Origin of the sequence: Gynuella sunshinyii YC6258 (assembly GCF_000940805.1) — a bacterium.
Classification (GTDB): domain Bacteria; phylum Pseudomonadota; class Gammaproteobacteria; order Pseudomonadales; family Natronospirillaceae; genus Gynuella; species Gynuella sunshinyii.
The window spans coordinates 812,852-829,614 of the sequence record NZ_CP007142.1; the positions used below are offsets into that span (position 1 = coordinate 812,852).

Consider the following 16,763-nt stretch of genomic DNA (forward strand, 5'->3'; position numbering starts at 1 on the left):
CATTTTTATTGCCTGGCTAATCATTAAAAAATGGGAAGCGAATGCTTCCCTTTTTTGTATCCGGCGACCAGAGGCAGTCTGGGTTTCCCGCAGCGAGTTTGTAAACACAGCACTCAGTCTATACGATCGGTAGATAACGCCAGGCGGTGGGTGTTCATAATTTAATCAAAGGCTATTAATATTGGTTACGTTGGGTGTCCTGTTATATTTCCAGTGGCAGCCAGCAGAGATTAATAGTACCAGCCAGTTACCCGAACCATTGTGGAGTAACGCATTGGCGATTGATGCCAGTTATACGGCCATTTTTGCAGAATCGACTCATCTGGCACCGGTGACTGAAACCTTTAAGATCAAGAGTCGGATTATCGGACCATCGAACGATCCGGCGAATCCGACACAAGGTAGCGATGTGGAATTACTTGAAATGGCGCTGTGGCAGTTGGGGATTAGCCCGCAAAAGTCAGGTACGGTTCCCAGCGAATGGAAAGCGGGTGCCTATGGTGCAGAGATTAATTCATTGCGGTTTACGCGTGCCAATGGGACGGAAGTATGGACAACCAATTGTACGGGTGAGCTGGCGAATGACCGCAGTATTTTCTATCCCGGAAACGTGAATGACTGTGCTGTTGGTCGAGTGTCACTGGAGCTGATGCTGGCTCAGTTCCAGGCACGAAATAATAATAACAATTATTATGTGAGTACTGATGAAATCGATGCTCAAACAGGTCGGTTGGACGATGTAACCCTTGTCTTATTGAAGCGGGATTACATGCAGTATATGAGTAGCCGACATAGTAATCCCCGCCCTGTCATCCGCAGCAGTGATACTCAATTTGCTACTTGGTTGGATAACGCTGTTGCCATCTGGTCTGATGGTATTACGTTGCCTGATGGTGAAAGTCATGTGCCTGCTTCTTATACAGAAGCGATTCACAATCAGGTGATTGCAGAAGCCGGAATAGATCGTCATGCGGAGGCAGAAGATGATCCTTACACCCGCGCCAGATTATTACAAGCGTGGATAGGCGGTGAATCCCCACATCATTGGGGTACAAACGCCGCAGCAACAGAAGGTCAGCCTTATCAGCCTACACCATATCGCATAACTGAAGGAGCAGATGAACATGGTAGTCTGTCGTTCAGCCAGCTGGTATATCCGTTGAGATATGGCACCCGTTCTGCGTGTGCAGCCTTAACGGCTACCGATTTGAATCTTTATGACCCGGCAGATCAGGTTAAATTGTTTACGGTGTATTTGTCATCAGAGTCGACAGATGATCATAACTGTCCGGGAGGTATGAACCAGGCATTCGCACATAATAATTTAGGTACCAACTATGAACTGGCAGATACAGCTGGAGAAAACATTCATGATTTGGTTCGTATTGTGGGTAAAGATACGTTAGGTACTGCAGAAGATCATTATGAGAAATTAGCCAAAGCAGTGTTTTATTATAATTCAGCTCATAGATGGATTCAGGGACCTACCCGTAAAAGCTGGCCGTTTATCTTGAAATATAAACAGTATCGTGCTGACAGTACTGGGAATAGTACTCGAACAAATGTTTGTCATTCTTGTAAATATTCCATCCAGATCCGGAGGGAATTTTTAGGCAGAGATCATCTGAGGACGTATATTTGGGCGGGAGGTAGGTATCCGTTAGTCCTACCAGATGGCACAGCACATCCAAATGGTGGACAAGCATGGTGTCTTGCATATGGTGAGCATGAATGGATATCTGGAGTCACCTTTGACAGCGCAATGAGTCAGACTAGAAGAATTGTTAATGGTAATCCAAATGCAGGTGATCATAATTATGCAACAACTTGTAATTAGATATAGAACACAACTGATAGCTTTTATGTTTTCGTTATTTTCAGCAGATTGCTTTTCAGTTGAGCTGCAAAAAGGTCAGGTACCGATGACAGATTTAGCTGAAACGAAAGAAGGGTATGCATTTTACTTTTTGTCCACTGGTTTTCCTGATGATGGCATAGCTTTTATAGAATATGACCATGCGAACGGATTGTACTATTCATTAAGTAGAAAGCTGAATATATTGAGTAATAAAGTTACGAGAGAAAGTTTAGATAATTTTAAATACTCTTATGATGTTTTGAACAATTGGCCCCTGACCCGCTGGCCCTATATTTACTATCCTGAAGTACTTAAAACGTTACAGCTATCACTTGGTGAATCACCTGAAAATATTGATGGACCTTTTTATTCCGCCCATATACCAGGACTTGGTTGTATGAACGAAACACCACTACGATATGGACAATTGTTTCCAAAAGATGAACATGTTCTGATGTTGGTTCTGCTGGATCAAATGATAATCTTCTCCCCTGCCTATGGGCGAACATTATTTGCAGAATATTCGGGTGTTTCTGATTGGCTGCATGCGCAGAGTACTCAGGACTGGTTAACAGAACATCATCAAACATCGGACTATCAATATATATCGGAATATATGACCGGTATTGGCCCGGGACCTGGTCTTGTCTATCCAGGTATACGGAACTATTCGAAACTGTATTTTGGTGACTTTGACCAGGATGGTCATAATGACATCCTGGTATGGCGGAAGTCATACGAGAGTAATCGTGTGAATGAGTCGACAGGTTTTACACTACAGAAAAATACTTGGCAGCACTATGAGAAGGATCTGGTTGCACAGGCAGCCAGTGAATCCGGTATTACCGGTGAATACCTGCCACAGGACACAAGCGAAGCCATGATCCAAGGCTGGCTATCAGCCAACGAACTCACCTGGCAAAAAGGCTATCCCTCCACCAGTGAATGCCAAGATCATGAAGGTGAACTGATTCCCGAGATGCACGACCCGTTATTGAATGATCCGGATGTGTTGAAATAGCTATTTTTATTGCCAGGCTAATGATTATGAAATGGGAAGCGAATGCTTCCCTTTTTTGTATCCGCCGAGCAGAGGCAGTCTGGGTTTCCCGCAGCGAGTTTGTAAACACAGCACTCAGTCTATACGATCGGTAGATAACGCCAGGCGGTGGGTGTTCATAATTTAATCAAAGGCTATTAACATTGGTTACGTTGGGTGTCCTGTTATATTGATATGAGGATAGGGTTGGTGCGGACGAAGTTCGAGCTTTTATGAGTAACCTTAATCCACAGGGAGAGGGCCTGAAGATCAGTATTTTGCAGCTTAAGCGAGTAGTGGGTGAGGCTAATGGATTGGAAAGTGTTTTGCAGGATGCCGAATATCTGCAAGGCACCCTGACCCTAACCCATGTTAACCCGAGGTTGAACGATCCTTATATCGCATCGCGCAAGGGCAGAGAAGGTGTCGATAATACCTTCGATTGGATTACACCGGATGGCACTATTCGACCATTGAATGTTGAGAGTAAGAACTTTTCTGGTAGTGCATATCGGACCAATAAAGCAGCATCGTTGAAATCATTGGACAAACAGTTCATGAAACACCTTCAGGAAGAGGTGATAAATCGAATCGATAGTATTGATGATGGTGTTGTGACGTGGAAGGGTGAGATTAACGCAGGTATGCCAAGGCTAGATTATCGCCTGTCTGGCGGATTCTGGGATCAGGTGGATACAACCGCCGTGGATATTCGTGAACGGTTTAAGAAAATTTTTGTGAGTGGGGAGTTTGATAGTAAGGAGTTTACTGGGGCAGGTAGGCTTCAAAAGTGGTTACTTAATAAAAGTGATGCTGAAATTGATGCAATTTTAGATGATTTGCTCAAAGTGAATATTTTGCCAGAGCAAGTACCCCCATTTACCAGTTAAAGAAGGTTTGAAAGAATGTTGGATGATCAAGATAAAGTGGCCTGTTGGCACCATGGAAAAATGTCTCGGACATCGGGAATACCATCTAAAAAATTTAAGTATGATTTTCAGGGAAGTTATCGAAGCAGATTTGAACATTTATTTGAAGAAATGTTTCCATATCAAAAACATATTTTAAGTACAGCCTTTTGCAAGGGTTTAATTGTTTTTGATCGATATTTAGGAAAAATTGTTCAAACTAAGGAGTTGGATAAATATCTGAATGGTTCAGGTACAGTTCGCCACAATGGCCAATACCTTTTTGCAGACCCTTATATTCTGGATATGGAAACTCTTGAAATCGCTTATGACCCATGGTCAGAATTTGACGAAACTGGCATAGAACCGGGTATGGGTCATGGTTTTATTACCGATACCCATGTGGTGCGGGAGCTGAATGTTAAAACCCATCCAGGTATCTGGTGGGTATTTGATCTGACGACCTGGCAAGGTGAAATCCGGGAAACAGACTGTTGTTACCCTCACAGTATGTATCATCGCCCGGATCAGATTGTGTGTAAGCAGGGTGATAAAGTACAAGTTCGTAACCTGGCAGATATGTCTTTGGTGTGTGAAACAGAGATGCCAGGATTTAGGAAAGCTATATCTACGATTAGCGGGATAGAGGTGGTTAGCGAAAAAGATTTTTATTTTTTACATGATCAAACATTACAACAACTTGGATATATAGGGATAAAAAAACCTGTCGAAGGTAACTATTTTGGTACATATCGGGACTTATTTTCACCAATGACGGTAGGGGCAAATCTACGTGGAGATATGGCTGCCTATGATTGGAAACATGAAAAGCTGCTCTGGCAAAAAACTTTCAAATCAGTTGACAGACAGTATATTGCGGGAGACTTAGTGTTCGTCTGTATCAATCGCAGTCAGCTTGCTGCTTTGGACAAATGGACCGGGGAACAAGTCTGGCAAGCCGATGAACCTTATGAACCAATGACTATTCACTTTTACGACCATCATGTTTATTTCATGGACATGGGTGGAAACTTACGTTGCTACGAGTGGGAAGAAGAATATATCTCTCCGAATAGACCGAGAGATCCAGAAGAGGCTTGGATTTGTCCGGAAAGAATGGGGCAGCATTGATTATGAATACACAAAGCCTTGTGGGTATTAGCACTGAAGTGCTTACAATTCTTAAGAGTCATCAACTTATAAAATCAGTCCCCGACGTTTCACAAATTGAAGAGTTTGTGAGTGAGTGGCAGAGTTATGATTATGTTCACCCGCTGGAAATATTAACCACTCAGTCTTTATCTCAGTTTAATCTGGTCAGGTTTGATGATTGTAACACCTACCAGGATGAAGGTTTTTATCTCAGGCATTTACAAAAACTCGCGCTTGCCTCTCAAGGCAAAATCCATATTACCGATATTTTGGAAACCTGGAATGGTTTGCAGGTGATGATCTCATTTAAGCTGAATGGGATTTTGAAAGAACTGGCGTTCTCAGTGGATGAAGAACCTGATGTTGTACCGGAAACATTTTGCGATGCAATTGAGCAAATTGCCCTGACAGAAATCGATGGCTGGACGTTTGTTGCAGGGCATACTGATGAAGAAGGTACCAGCTTTTTTCATGTGCCTGTTGAAGCCGCAAAAGAACTTTCTGACCTGGAGCAACAATACACAAAAAAGCCTTAAAGCCCGATCCAAAGGAAAAGGGCAAATTCACCACCCCACAACTGATCGTTGCTGCCTTTCTGGGTACATTAACCGCTTGTTTCTGGGGAATGGCATTCAATGCGGAACAGCGACGCTGGAAAATCCTTTGGTATAGCGTTGGTGCTGCCGTTGGTTGGGTTGTCGCTTATCTGGCGGTGGTACTGCCATCTGGTTACTATGATAAACTTTGGCCGTTGGGGTTTGCCTTGGTCGCAGCGGTGTTGACTCGTTTTATGCCAAAGTCCTCTGGCCGAAAAGCTGGCGTTTTTCGTTATCTGTGGTTGATCGTTGCTGCCTTTATCTGGGTTTTGATCGGACTGATGTTATTTCTCCCCAAGTAGGTCAGCTCGATACTGGTCATGGTTGTTCTTGATGGTGTGGTCAGAGTGGTCGTTTGTATAACCGACCCAAAATACCCCCCAACGGGCCATTGAGACATCCCCCTCTATATTCATCACCCATCTATGCGTAAGCTAGCGCGTCTTGTTATCTGACTAAAGGATATATTCGTTTTGGAAACCACACTCGGATTGGTCCGGCGGCCGGAGGGCTGTTTTCTGGGGGATATCAATCTGCATCAGGTCGGGTTGATTCCGCGTATTCTGCTGACGGCCAATGGTACGTTGACGCATATTCTGGAGTCCTGCTTTCTGGAGTTGATTGAGGTGCAGAAGGTGATGCAGGGCACGGAGTTGATGCCATTCAATGAGTCTTATCTGCAGGTTCCTGAGCCGGAAAATCTGTTGGTCCGCAGGATTCTGCTGCGAGGCGAGGAGAGCCGGCGTCATTATATTTATGCGGAGTCATTTGTGTTTTGTGATCGCGTCAGTGAGTCGGTTCGGCAGCAGTTGACTCACACCGACACGCCCATCGGCAAGGTGCTGAACCAGCATGGGATTGAGTCGTTTAAGCGGTTTGTCGATTATCGCTGTGAACCGGCCGGTAAGCTGGGTGAATATTTTGGTATGCAGGCAACTGATTCGCTTTTCAGTCGTACGTTTCTGGTCTTCAGTGAGCATCGGCCGATCATGGTAATTACGGAAAAAATTCCACCATTGGAGCCGTGTTAATCCTGAGTGTTTCGGCGACATTGTTTGCCTGTCTGTGATGGGGTTGATACGTCCCTGTATCAGCCGCGGTCACTTGGGGCTTGCTCAATGGCGGAAGCAAATGACAGCTGATCCCGTGATCATTTTGGAACCTGTGGCACCATGGTCATGGTTTCTGCGGCGTAGCGTAGACCGGCGACCTGATCAATCGGGAATATCTGCTCTATGGTCTGGCATTCCTGCGGACTGAGGACCACGTCGACGGCATGGATATTGTCAGCCAGGTAACTGCGTCGCTTGGTGCCGAACAGGGGGATCAGATGTGGGTCCCGGGTCAGCAGCCAGGCCAGTGCCAGTTGCGACGGGGTGATGCCTTTGTCGGTCGCCATGGCTTTGACCGCATCCACCAACCGCAGGTTTTTGGCGAAGTTTTCGCCCTGAAAACGGGGATTGAAACGTCGAAAATCATTGGCATCCAAATCCTCGATGGCGCGAATGTGGCCGCTTAGAAAACCGCGCCCCAGAGGGCTGTAGGCCACAAAGCCGACACCGAGTTCGCGGCAGGTATCCAGTACCTTGTATTCCGGGTCACGGGTCCAGAGGGAGTATTCGCTCTGCACCGCCGTGATTGGGTGAACTGCCTGAGCCCGACGCAGGCGCTCAGCGTCTACTTCACTCAGGCCGAGATAGCGTACTTTCCCGGCTTTGACCAGTTCGGCCATGGCGGCCACGGTTTCTTCGATGGGGGTATCGGGGTCTATCCGGTGTTGATAATAAAGATCAATATAGTCGGTACCGAGTCGCTTCAGGCTGTCATCCACGGCGCGTCTGACATAATCCGGCTGGCCGTTGACGCCACGTTTATGAGGATCGGTCGAGTCACGCACGATACCAAACTTGGTGGCCAGAAAGATCCGTTCCCGGCGCCCAGTCAGGGCTTTGCTCAGCAGCTGTTCGTTGCTGTATGGGCCATACATGTCGGCGGTATCCCAAAAATTCACCCCGCGTTCCAGTGCCATATCCAGCGTGGCCAGTGATTCCGCTTCGTCAGTGGTGCCATAGAATTCGCTCATGCCCATGCAGCCCAGTGCGAGGGCCGATACCGTCGGGCCGTGCTGACCCAGTTGACGTTGTTTCATTGATGTTTCCCTTATGTCATTGGTGAGGACAGCTTCCATGTTTTTACTTTTTGAATAAAGGGGCTTATAACAGCTTCAGTATTTGTAAATTGCGAACAATCGAATGGATAGATTACAAACCCTCGCCATCTTTCAACGAGTCTGTGAAGCCCATAGCTTTACCAGTGCGGCTGCCAGTCTGAACTTGCCGCGTTCCACCGTGACCCAGGCCGTACAGCGGCTGGAACAACAGTTGGGGGTGCCCCTATTGTTGCGCACCACCCGCCAGGTAAGTGTGACCGCTGAAGGAGAGGTCATACTGGAGAAGGCGAGGCATCTGTTGAGCGATTGGGAGGAGTTATCCACTTTATTTTCACAGGACACCCAACCGATGGGAATCATCCGGGTGAATATGCCTTCCCGGTTCGCCCGCTTGTTGGTCATTCCGCAGCTGCCTGAGTTTCATCAACGTTTTCCGGGGATCGAGCTGAATATCGGCGTGTCTGATATTCGGGTCGATATGATTGAGCAGGGGGTGGATCTGCTGATCCGGGCTGGAACTTTACAGGATAGCGGTCTGATCGCCCGGCCCTTGCCGGCGCTGTCGAATATTACTCTGGCCAGTCCGGACTATCTTGCTCGCTTCGGTACGCCTGAATCTCTGGAAGCTTTGCAGGGTCACGAAATGGTGGGTTATGTACTGCCCTCCTCCGGACGTGTGGAGGCATTGGAGTTCAGGGATAACGATGGATATCGTGAGCTGGTGTTGCCGCACCCGGTCACCACCAACAGTACCGATGCATACATTGCAGCGGGACTTGCGGGTCTGGGGCTGGTGCAGGTGCCGGTATACGGCATTATCGACGATCTCAAACACGGGCGTCTGATTGAAGTGTTGAGCCAGCATCCACCGGCATCGCTGCCGGTGTCGATGTTATATCCGGCCCGGCGACGTTCCAGCCGGCATTTGCGGGTGTTTATGGATTGGTTGAGTGACGTGGTTGCAAGGCAGATACAGGCTTCTGAAGCGGGATGATGTCAAGTGAAACGCGATATATACACCGGCATCAGGGGGTTGGATCCACGAGTCCGTTGTATTTGGGCAGCTTAATAGAAATAGGCTTGTTCCATTTTCATAAAATAGCGCTCATCCAGATAAGGCTTAAGAGCCTTGAGTGTGGTGATCTGTGAATGGAGCCGTGATTCATTGGCGATAATTTCTTTAACCTGTTTTTGATGATCTGCTGGTGTTTGGAAGGGTTTAGCTGATAAAAATGTTCAAGCACGAACATCAGGAAAGAGTCTTGTTGCAGGCCGGCGTATTTTTCGTCTTTAAGGTATTCAAACTGTCGCTCCAGCAGGCGAGTGACGTTCCGCTATTTCAGCCAGTGGTGATCCCCCGACATGTTGATCATACAGCGCAAAGATTTTGACGATGTCATTTTGATCTCTGGTTTCAATCAGCTCTCCCATCAAGCGGTTTTTTTAAAGTTTCAAAACTTCATCCTGCTCACGATCAGGGTGCAGTACGCGGGCGATTTTGCGAAACATGGTATTGATTGAGAGTTCTGGTTTCGTGCTGACGTTGCTGTTCATAGTCATCATACTGGTCAAAGAATTCATCTACGTCGATGTCATCTTCAGGTACAGAATCCTCATGTAACTCTTCAAATAGCTCTGCAAACATATCCTCGGTATGTGGTTCGTCTTCGGAATGGTCCTGTTGCCTGTCATGGCGAGAGTCAATTGCGTTGGCAACATCGGGAAAGTGAGTGTCTAAAATTCCTTTGCAGCTTTAGCGTAACGGCTCAATGTCGAACCTGACTGAGTATCTCGTCCGACTCGGGTAGTCCATATACCAAAGAACCTGCTTGAGTGGGAGCGTGGTCGGAGTGCTTGTGAGGTGCTGGGGTTGTGGTCATCGGATGGACCCGAGTGCTTCCTGCACTCGTCCGCGTTGCGGCGCTTTGCGGTCCAAAACGCTCCTGCGTTTTGTCGAACCTGACTGAGTATCTCGTCCGACTCGGGCAGTCCATATACCAAAAAACCCGCTTGAGCGGGGTGCTTGTGAGGTACCGGGGTTGTGGTCATCGGATGGACCCGAGTGCTTCCTGCACTCGTCCGCGTTGCGGCGCTTTGCGGTCCAAAACGCTCCTGCGTTTTGTCGAACCTGACTGAGTATCTCGTCCGACTCGGGCAGTCCATATACCAAAAAACCCGCTTTAAGCGGGTTCTTAGGTATATGGCCCGCCCGAGAGGATTCGAACCTCAGACCTCTGCCTCCGGAGGGCAGCGCTCTATCCAGCTGAGCTACGGGCGGGTATTGGTGAACGGTTTAGCGTCGGTTCGGTGACGGGCTCAGTTTTTGAATGCGCTGAATCAAGTAAGTACTCGGTTCAGCCGTCCAGCATGGCTGTTCGTCGTTCCACCGGCTGAAAGCAGTGCTTTCAGAATTCCCGGTTCCACCCAGCTGAGCTACGGGCGGGTGTCTCGATCGTTTGCAGGTGATCGAGGGGGCGTATTGTAGCGATTGTGCGGTTGATGTCCATAAGGCATTTTATTTCAGTGACTTATATTTGAGGTTTTATGGGTCTCGGGTCTTTTTCGTGGGTTTGGTTGGGTTAAAAACCCTAAAGTCGATGTTGGTCTGTGTTTCAGTCGCGAGAGGTTGCCGGTATACTCTGCCCACTTTTATTTTCCAGAACCGGTGACGCCGGTCGGTTTTCCCCGAACGAGAGAGGATGAGATGGTTAGAAAAATCATGCTGTTGGTGGTTACGGCAATTTTGGCAAGTCTAATTCAGGCGGCAACCAGCGATGCTGAGCAGGCATTGATTGATCGGATCAAACCGGTTGCCAAGGTGTGTGTACAGGGCGATGACTGTGCGTCGGCAGCGGCGGCAACCGCTTCGGCTGATGAGGCCAAGACGCCTGAGCAGATTTTTCAGACGACCTGTTTTGCCTGTCACGGTACTGGTGCGGCAGGGGCACCAAAACTGGATGATAAGGCTGCCTGGGCACCGCGGATTGCTCAGGGTGAAGATACTTTGTTGGATCATGCTTTAAATGGTTTCAACGCCATGCCGGCCAGAGGAACCTGCGGTGCGTGTTCTGATGACGATATCAAGGGCGTGGTTGAATATATGATATCTCAGGTCAAATAAACGTTTTGGTTATCAGTTCCAGCCGTTGCAGCTGGAGCTTCTCTCACTGAAGGCAAAATGACGAGTGTCTTCAGTGCATCGAATATCTTTTCTGTGATTATTTGACCGGTTCACCGTAGATGATTTTGACGCTGCGCTGACCACGACTGATTTTGTTGGGCATGCCAAACAGGTAGCCATGTCTGGGATAGTTGCCGGTCACCGTATAGCTTTCACCGTTTATGACGATACGATCTCCAATGTAATGCTTGGCCAGTACCTTATCGGTGTGAATTTCTTCCAACTGCTGGTTTTTATACAGTGCTGAGAAATCGTTTAGCATGGAGTCTGTCTCGCGCCTGGGCCTGATATCTCTATCGGCAATTGCTTTGAATGCTTGATATAAACCCGACGATTAACTGTGCCGGATTAATAGTTTAGCTCAAATCAGCTATTAGTCGCCTAACAAGCTGCTCAGACTCTGTAATGCCGCCAGTCCCTGGGCCCGGTTCTGTTCGGCGGAAATCGCGCCGTCGCGGCCGTGCCATTCGAGGTCATCGGCCGGCAGCTCGTCCAGAAACCGGCTTGGGATGCAGTCGATAATTTCGCCAAACTGTTTGCGTTTGGCGGCATAGGTGAGGGTCAGGGTTTTTTGCGCCCGGGTGATTCCCACGTACATCAGTCGTCGTTCTTCCTCTATATCCCCGCTTTCGATGCTGTTGCGATGGGGGAGCAGTTCTTCTTCCAGGCCGATCATGTATACATGCGGAAATTCCAGACCTTTGGAGGCATGCAGGGTCATGAGCTGAACGGAGTCGAGCTGCCCTTCCTCTTCCTGACGTTCCATGAGATCGCGCAGAATCAACTTGGCGATGGCGTCTTCAATGGCAATTTTTTCGTCGGTTTCCGGGTCTTCTTTTTCCAGCATGTTGGTGATGGAATCAATCAACTGATTCACGTTGGACCAGCGACGCTCGGCCATTCCGGCTGAGCCGCTGTCTTGGCGCAACCAGAACTCGTATTCGATATCCGCAAGCATTTCCCGCAGGATCTGGGCCGGGGTTTCATGGCGATAGACTTTTTCGGCGGTATCTTCCATCCAGCGAACGAACTGTACCAGCTTGTCGGCTGCTTTTTCCGGCAGGTGCAGCCGCAAGCCCATTTCGGAGCAGGCTTTAAACAGACTGATGCTGCGGCCGGCAGCATAATCATTGAGTTTTTCCAGGGTCGCCGGACCGATTTCCCGTCTGGGGGTGTTGATGATGCGCAGGAAGGCGGCATCGTCATCGGGATTGATGAGCAGGCGCAGGTAACCCATAACGTCTTTGATTTCCGCGCGGGAGAAAAACGAGGTGCCGCCATTGACGGTATAGGGAATCTGATTGGCCTGAAGTTTGATCTCCAGAATCCGACTCTGATGGTTACCGCGATACAGTACGGCGAAATCCTGATACGGAATTTTTTTCTGTAAGTGAGCGGCCACTATCTCGCTGGCAACGCGTTCGCATTCGGCTTCGTCATTGGCGCAACGAAAGATCCGGATTGGATCGCCATAGCCCATTTCACTCCACAGGGTTTTGGTGAATACGTGCGGGTTATTGTCGATAACGGTGTTGGCGGCTTTCAGAATTCGACTGGTTGAGCGGTAGTTCTGTTCCAGTTTGACCACTTTCAGGCTGGGGAAGTCGGTTTGCAGCTGTACCAGGTTTTCCGGCCGGGCACCGCGCCAGGCATAAATGGACTGATCGTCGTCACCCACGACAGTAAAGTCAGCACGGCCGGCGACCAGATACTTTACCAGCAGATACTGACTGGTATTGGTGTCCTGATATTCGTCCACCAGCAGGTAACGGATCCGGTTCTGCCATTTGTGCAGAATATCCGGATGCTGTTGGAACAGCAGTGCTGGCAGCCGGATCAGATCATCAAAGTCGGTGGCATTGTACGCGCTCAGCATTCGGCAATAGGCGTCATATACCTCGGCGGCCATGACGACATTTTCTTCAGTGGCATGAGATTTTGCTTGCGCCGGACTGATCAGGTCATTTTTCCAGTTACTGATCAGGTGTTGAAAGAAGTCTGCCTGATCCATCTCATTGGGATAATCGGTGGCAATGATATTTTTGATGATGGCCAGGGAATCCTGCTGGTCGAACAGGGTAAAGCCGTTTTTAATGCCGATGGCGGTACCGTCTTTACGCAGGATGTTCAGACCCAGATTGTGGAAGGTTGAGACGATCAGACCGCGTGTGCTTTTACCTTTTAACAGTTTGCTGACCCGTTGTTTCATTTCCCTCGCTGCTTTGTTAGTGAAGGTGACAGCGGCAATATGATGGGCCTTAATGCCACACTCGCTGATCAGGTAGGCAATTTTCTGTGTTATGACGCTGGTTTTACCGCTGCCAGCACCAGCCAGCACCAGTAATGGTCCACCAATAAAATTGACGGCTTCTTGTTGTCGGCTGTTCAGTCTGCTCAATGGGAAGTCCCTGCGGGTTAAAAGGATCGCGAATTTTAAGAATTTAGAAGGCTAAAAACAGTGTTACTTTTGCAATGTGTCTTCTAAAAGTGTCTGGCAGGTTAATTTTAGCGGAAATTAATTGCCGATTTTCTGTATAGTGAGTCATCGATAGTTCATTTTATGAGCTATACCTAAGGAAGCTGCTGAAAAAGAGATCATTATTCGGAGCGTTCCTGACAAATAAACAACATTTCGTTATTAGGATATCGTGAGTGCCAGTTGTTCCTCAACGAGTTGCTGTTCTGTCTCGCAATGAGGATGTCAGACAGAAGTTGCAAGAGAGTTTTATGGCCTTAGCAGTAGATGTTCAGTGGTTGATGCCGGATAAGACGGTATCTGCGGATTGTGAGCTGCTTATTTGTGAATACCCCGATGAGGCCGTGTCAGAGGGTGACATACCCTGGATTGCATTGGTAGCGGATATTCGCACTGCACAACAGGCACTTGATTCTGGTGCAGGCGGGTTTTTATTGACGACCCAGCTTGATCTTCCGTATGTGCAGATGCAATTGACCCGGATCCACTCCGCACCTCACCAACTTAAAATTGGAAATTTACTGTTATTGCCAGAGTTTTTGGATCGGTTGCAAATGAGCTGCGATGGCGTAGCCGTCAGCGGCAGATCGGTGGCGTTAATTTGTGTTGATATACGCGAGTTTGGTTATATCAATGAGGTGTTTGGCTATCGCCAGGGCGATCACATGCTGTATCAGGTGGCAGAACGATTGTTCTGCGTCATACCGGAAAACGCATTCATCGGTCGTATGGCGGGTGATCAGTTTTTGATCGGTGTGCCGGACCTGAAGGATCGGGTCCGCCTGGATGCGCTATTGCTATGGTTGCAGGAATCCATTGCCATGCCATTTGCGGTGAAAAACCAGGAATGCGTGTTGCAGAGTTGTATTGGTCATCTGGTTTATCCACAGACCGATGCCGACAGTAATACTCTGGTTCGTTACGTGCTGGATACCGTCAAGCAGGCCAAGACCGGGCAGCGTCGGGTGCTGGCATTCGGCCAGGGACTTACCCGTTTACCCGACCTGACCCTGGACGCCGAAATGGTAGAGGGGTTGGCCAAGCGGCAGTTTGAGCTGTACTTTCAACCCAAGTTCGACCTGCATGATGGTCATGTCAGCGGCCTGGAGGCGCTGGTACGCTGGAATCATCCGAAGTATGGACAGATTCCACCCGGTGAGTTTATTCCCCGGGCGGAACATACCGGTTTTATCCAGTCTCTGGGGTTGTGGATTCTGCTGAAGTCCTGCGAGACCGTTGCCCAGATGCAGGCTCAGGGACTGAAACCACCGCAAATTGCCGTCAATCTGAGTTTTATTCAGTTGCGGGATCGGGAGTTTTATAAAAAACTGAGTTCGATGATTTCGCGGTTGGACATTGACCCTCACTGTATTCAGCTGGAGCTGACCGAGACATCGGTGATGGAAAATCTGGAGACCGCTCAGGCAGTACTGACAGATATTCATAATCAGGGTGTCAGTATTGCGCTTGATGATTTCGGCACCGGTTTTTCTTCTCTGACTCACATCCACAGTTTTCCGATTTCCACCATTAAGATTGACCGTTCCTTCATTCGGCAGATGCTGGAAAAAGAAAACTCCCGGCATCTGGTCCGCTCGCTGATCAACCTGGCCCATGACCTGAGTCTGTCGGTAGTGGCCGAAGGGGTGGAGAGTACCCAGCAATTGGATTTACTGAAACAGATGCACTGTGATCACGTACAGGGATTTCTGACCGGTATTCCGATGCCGTTCAAAGCCATGGTCCAGATGCTGGGCCGGCAGCCGAAATACGATGATCTGATTCGCTGGCCGGCCAGCGATCCCAGAGCCTGAAGCATCCCCGATACCCGTGGCTTGTCACGTCACTGGTATCCGGGAGCCGGTCAGTTACAATGGCGCGGTTAATCCGTTACAGAGATTGTTATGAAGCCTGATCATTTTCCCGCCTCCCCGGCACATCTGTTTGAGCATTTTTATCAGTTCAGTCAAATTCCAAGAGCTTCCGGTCAGGAGCAGCAGGTTCGTCAATACTGCCTGTCGCTGGCCGAGGAGCGTGGCCTCGAAACCCGCACGGACAGTGCCGGTAATCTGGTGATTTATGTGCCCGCCAGTGCCGGCTTTGAATCCAGACCGGCCGTCATCATTCAAAATCATCTTGATATGGTCACCGTGAAGACCGACGACAAGGCACACGATTTTGCTCTCGATCCTCTGCATTTGCAGATCACCGATGGCTGGCTGACCGCAGACCGTACCACTCTGGGAGCTGATAATGGTATCGGTTGTGCAGCGGCACTGGCGGTGATGACGGATCCCGAAGTGCAGCACCCGGCGCTGGAACTGTTGTTCACCGTCGAAGAGGAAACCGGACTGTTCGGGGCCAGTGGTTTGGACGCAACCCTGTTATCAGGCACTCGACTGCTGAATCTGGATACTGAGGACTGGGGCGAGTTTTTCATCGGCTGCGCCGGTGGCAAGGGATGGCGTTTGGAACGAACCCTGGACACAGAAGCCGTTCCAGCGGGTCACGTTGGTTTGCAACTGGAATTGAAAGGTCTGACCGGTGGTCATTCCGGCATCCAGATTCATCAACAACTGGGCAATGCCAATAAGCTGCTGGCTCAGTGGCTGCATCAGGCACAGCAGCTGGGCGCCCGGCTGGCGGGTTACCGTAGCGGCGTGGCACATAATGTGATTTCCCGAGAAGGGCGACTGGTGATAACCGCGCCGCAATCGACACTGCCCGAACTGGAACAATTGAGTCAGCAGTTGACTCAGCAGTGGCTGAGCTATTTGCCGGAAACGGATCATCAATTCACCCTGACATTGAATGCCGCAACATTACCGGAGAGGGTATTGCAGGGAGCTGCCCAGAAGCAGTTCATTCAGGCGTTGCAGCTGTTTCCTCATGGGGCTCAGAGTTATAACCTGCAGCAGCCTGCAGATCTGGTGGATCTGAGTGCCAACCTGGCCAAAGTCAGTCTGGAGCAGGGGCACTGGTCAATGGATGTGAGCATGCGCTTTTTTAATGCCAAAGAGGCAGAAGCGCTGGTAAACCAGTATATGGCGCTGGCGGAACTGTTTGCTCTACAACCCAAAACCCTGCTCGATTATCCGGGTTGGCAACCGGATTTCGACAGCAGCTTGCTGTTGCACGGAAAAAAAGTGTATCAGCAATTGTTTGGCGCAGAACCTGCGACCAAGGCCATCCACGCAGGCCTCGAATGCGGCATCATCAAGAGCAAAAAGCCGGATGTTGATATGCTCAGTTTTGGTCCGACCATCAAGGGTGCGCATTCGCCGACTGAACGGCTGAATATAGCCACCGTCGAACCATTCTGGACGTTGCTGCGCGAAATTTTGAAGACCCTGTAATGCTCAAACGAGCGGCCAAATAGAAGG

General features: G+C 49.1%; 15 protein-coding genes and 1 tRNA gene. 11 read left to right on the forward strand and 5 right to left on the reverse strand.

Annotated features, from left to right (window positions below):
- Positions 1–274 precede the first annotated feature (274 nt).
- The 7 genes from YC6258_RS03555 (at position 275) to YC6258_RS03585 (ending at position 6,584) form a co-directional block, all read left to right on the forward strand.
- Complete coding sequence (locus YC6258_RS03555) at positions 275–1,837, forward strand: hypothetical protein (RefSeq protein WP_144407551.1); 1,563 nt, start codon at positions 275–277, stop codon at positions 1,835–1,837.
- The gene (locus YC6258_RS03560; protein ID WP_044615831.1) at positions 1,818–2,879 is read left to right on the forward strand and encodes a hypothetical protein; all 1,062 of its coding nucleotides are present in this window, start codon (positions 1,818–1,820) and stop codon (positions 2,877–2,879) included. The genes YC6258_RS03555 and YC6258_RS03560 overlap by 20 nt, the downstream gene beginning before the upstream one ends.
- Before the next feature lie 251 nt (positions 2,880–3,130).
- On the forward strand, positions 3,131–3,787 hold the full coding sequence (locus YC6258_RS03565) for a hypothetical protein (RefSeq protein ID WP_044615832.1): 657 nt from the start codon (positions 3,131–3,133) through the stop codon (positions 3,785–3,787).
- A 15-nt stretch (positions 3,788–3,802) separates the two neighbouring features.
- Entirely contained in the window at positions 3,803–4,936 is a 1,134-nt protein-coding gene (locus YC6258_RS03570) for a PQQ-binding-like beta-propeller repeat protein (protein ID WP_044615833.1), read from the forward strand.
- A 2-nt stretch (positions 4,937–4,938) separates the two neighbouring features.
- Entirely contained in the window at positions 4,939–5,493 is a 555-nt protein-coding gene (locus YC6258_RS03575) for a hypothetical protein (RefSeq protein ID WP_044615834.1), read from the forward strand.
- Positions 5,494–5,582: 89 nt separating this feature from the next.
- Entirely contained in the window at positions 5,583–5,855 is a 273-nt protein-coding gene (locus YC6258_RS03580; protein ID WP_044615835.1) for a hypothetical protein, read from the forward strand.
- Between the two features lie 171 nt (positions 5,856–6,026).
- On the forward strand, positions 6,027–6,584 hold the full coding sequence (locus YC6258_RS03585; protein ID WP_044615836.1) for a chorismate--pyruvate lyase family protein: 558 nt from the start codon (positions 6,027–6,029) through the stop codon (positions 6,582–6,584).
- Between the two features lie 119 nt (positions 6,585–6,703).
- Here the strand turns inward: YC6258_RS03585 and YC6258_RS03590 are convergent, their stop codons facing one another.
- On the reverse strand, positions 6,704–7,702 hold the full coding sequence (locus YC6258_RS03590; protein ID WP_044615837.1) for an aldo/keto reductase: 999 nt from the start codon (positions 7,700–7,702) through the stop codon (positions 6,704–6,706).
- A gap of 103 nt (positions 7,703–7,805) precedes the next feature.
- Here YC6258_RS03590 and YC6258_RS03595 point away from each other — a divergent pair, with 103 nt between their 5' ends.
- On the forward strand, positions 7,806–8,717 hold the full coding sequence (locus YC6258_RS03595) for a LysR family transcriptional regulator (RefSeq protein WP_044615838.1): 912 nt from the start codon (positions 7,806–7,808) through the stop codon (positions 8,715–8,717).
- Positions 8,718–9,197: 480 nt separating this feature from the next.
- On the opposite strand, the gene YC6258_RS30130 is transcribed toward YC6258_RS03595, so the two are convergent.
- Positions 9,198–9,368, reverse strand: a complete 171-nt coding sequence (locus YC6258_RS30130) for a hypothetical protein (protein WP_169748925.1) — start codon at positions 9,366–9,368, stop codon at positions 9,198–9,200.
- Between the two features lie 556 nt (positions 9,369–9,924).
- A tRNA-Arg gene (locus YC6258_RS03600) sits at positions 9,925–10,001 on the reverse strand.
- Positions 10,002–10,427: 426 nt separating this feature from the next.
- Here YC6258_RS03600 and YC6258_RS03605 point away from each other — a divergent pair.
- Positions 10,428–10,844 (forward strand): c-type cytochrome, encoded by a 417-nt coding sequence (locus YC6258_RS03605; protein WP_044615839.1) that lies wholly within the window; start codon positions 10,428–10,430, stop codon positions 10,842–10,844.
- Positions 10,845–10,941: 97 nt separating this feature from the next.
- Here YC6258_RS03605 and YC6258_RS03610 read toward each other — a convergent pair whose 3' ends face one another.
- Both YC6258_RS03610 and rep read right to left on the reverse strand, forming a co-directional pair.
- Complete coding sequence (locus YC6258_RS03610) at positions 10,942–11,166, reverse strand: hypothetical protein (protein ID WP_044615840.1); 225 nt, start codon at positions 11,164–11,166, stop codon at positions 10,942–10,944.
- Between the two features lie 111 nt (positions 11,167–11,277).
- Positions 11,278–13,302 (reverse strand): DNA helicase Rep, encoded by a 2,025-nt coding sequence (gene rep, locus YC6258_RS03615; protein ID WP_044615841.1) that lies wholly within the window; start codon positions 13,300–13,302, stop codon positions 11,278–11,280.
- A gap of 329 nt (positions 13,303–13,631) precedes the next feature.
- On the opposite strand from rep, the gene YC6258_RS03620 reads away from it, so the two are divergent.
- Together YC6258_RS03620 and pepD are read left to right on the forward strand one after the other, a co-directional pair.
- The gene (locus tag YC6258_RS03620; RefSeq protein ID WP_144407552.1) at positions 13,632–15,194 is read left to right on the forward strand and encodes a putative bifunctional diguanylate cyclase/phosphodiesterase; all 1,563 of its coding nucleotides are present in this window, start codon (positions 13,632–13,634) and stop codon (positions 15,192–15,194) included.
- 90 nt (positions 15,195–15,284) lie between these two features.
- Positions 15,285–16,736 carry a beta-Ala-His dipeptidase gene (gene pepD, locus YC6258_RS03625; RefSeq protein ID WP_044615843.1) on the forward strand — a complete coding sequence of 484 codons (1,452 nt, stop codon included), beginning with the start codon at positions 15,285–15,287 and terminating at the stop codon, positions 16,734–16,736.
- Positions 16,737–16,763: the final 27 nt, after the last annotated feature.

Excerpts from the sequence above, each read along its gene's own strand:
- YC6258_RS03575 (WP_044615834.1), top strand. The coding sequence starts at position 4,939 with ATGAATACACAAAGCCTTGTGGGTATTAGCACTGAAGTGCTTACAATT.
- YC6258_RS03565 (WP_044615832.1), top strand. The coding sequence starts at position 3,131 with ATGAGTAACCTTAATCCACAGGGAGAGGGCCTGAAGATCAGTATTTTG.
- YC6258_RS03610 (WP_044615840.1), bottom strand. The coding sequence starts at position 11,166 with ATGCTAAACGATTTCTCAGCACTGTATAAAAACCAGCAGTTGGAAGAA.
- YC6258_RS03620 (WP_144407552.1), top strand. The coding sequence starts at position 13,632 with ATGGCCTTAGCAGTAGATGTTCAGTGGTTGATGCCGGATAAGACGGTA.
- YC6258_RS03590 (WP_044615837.1), bottom strand. The coding sequence starts at position 7,702 with ATGAAACAACGTCAACTGGGTCAGCACGGCCCGACGGTATCGGCCCTC.
- YC6258_RS03560 (WP_044615831.1), top strand. The coding sequence starts at position 1,818 with ATGCAACAACTTGTAATTAGATATAGAACACAACTGATAGCTTTTATG.
- YC6258_RS03570 (WP_044615833.1), top strand. The coding sequence starts at position 3,803 with ATGTTGGATGATCAAGATAAAGTGGCCTGTTGGCACCATGGAAAAATG.
- YC6258_RS03595 (WP_044615838.1), top strand. The coding sequence starts at position 7,806 with ATGGATAGATTACAAACCCTCGCCATCTTTCAACGAGTCTGTGAAGCC.
- YC6258_RS30130 (WP_169748925.1), bottom strand. The coding sequence starts at position 9,368 with ATGTTTGCAGAGCTATTTGAAGAGTTACATGAGGATTCTGTACCTGAA.
- pepD (WP_044615843.1), top strand. The coding sequence starts at position 15,285 with ATGAAGCCTGATCATTTTCCCGCCTCCCCGGCACATCTGTTTGAGCAT.
- YC6258_RS03580 (WP_044615835.1), top strand. The coding sequence starts at position 5,583 with ATGGCATTCAATGCGGAACAGCGACGCTGGAAAATCCTTTGGTATAGC.
- YC6258_RS03605 (WP_044615839.1), top strand. The coding sequence starts at position 10,428 with ATGGTTAGAAAAATCATGCTGTTGGTGGTTACGGCAATTTTGGCAAGT.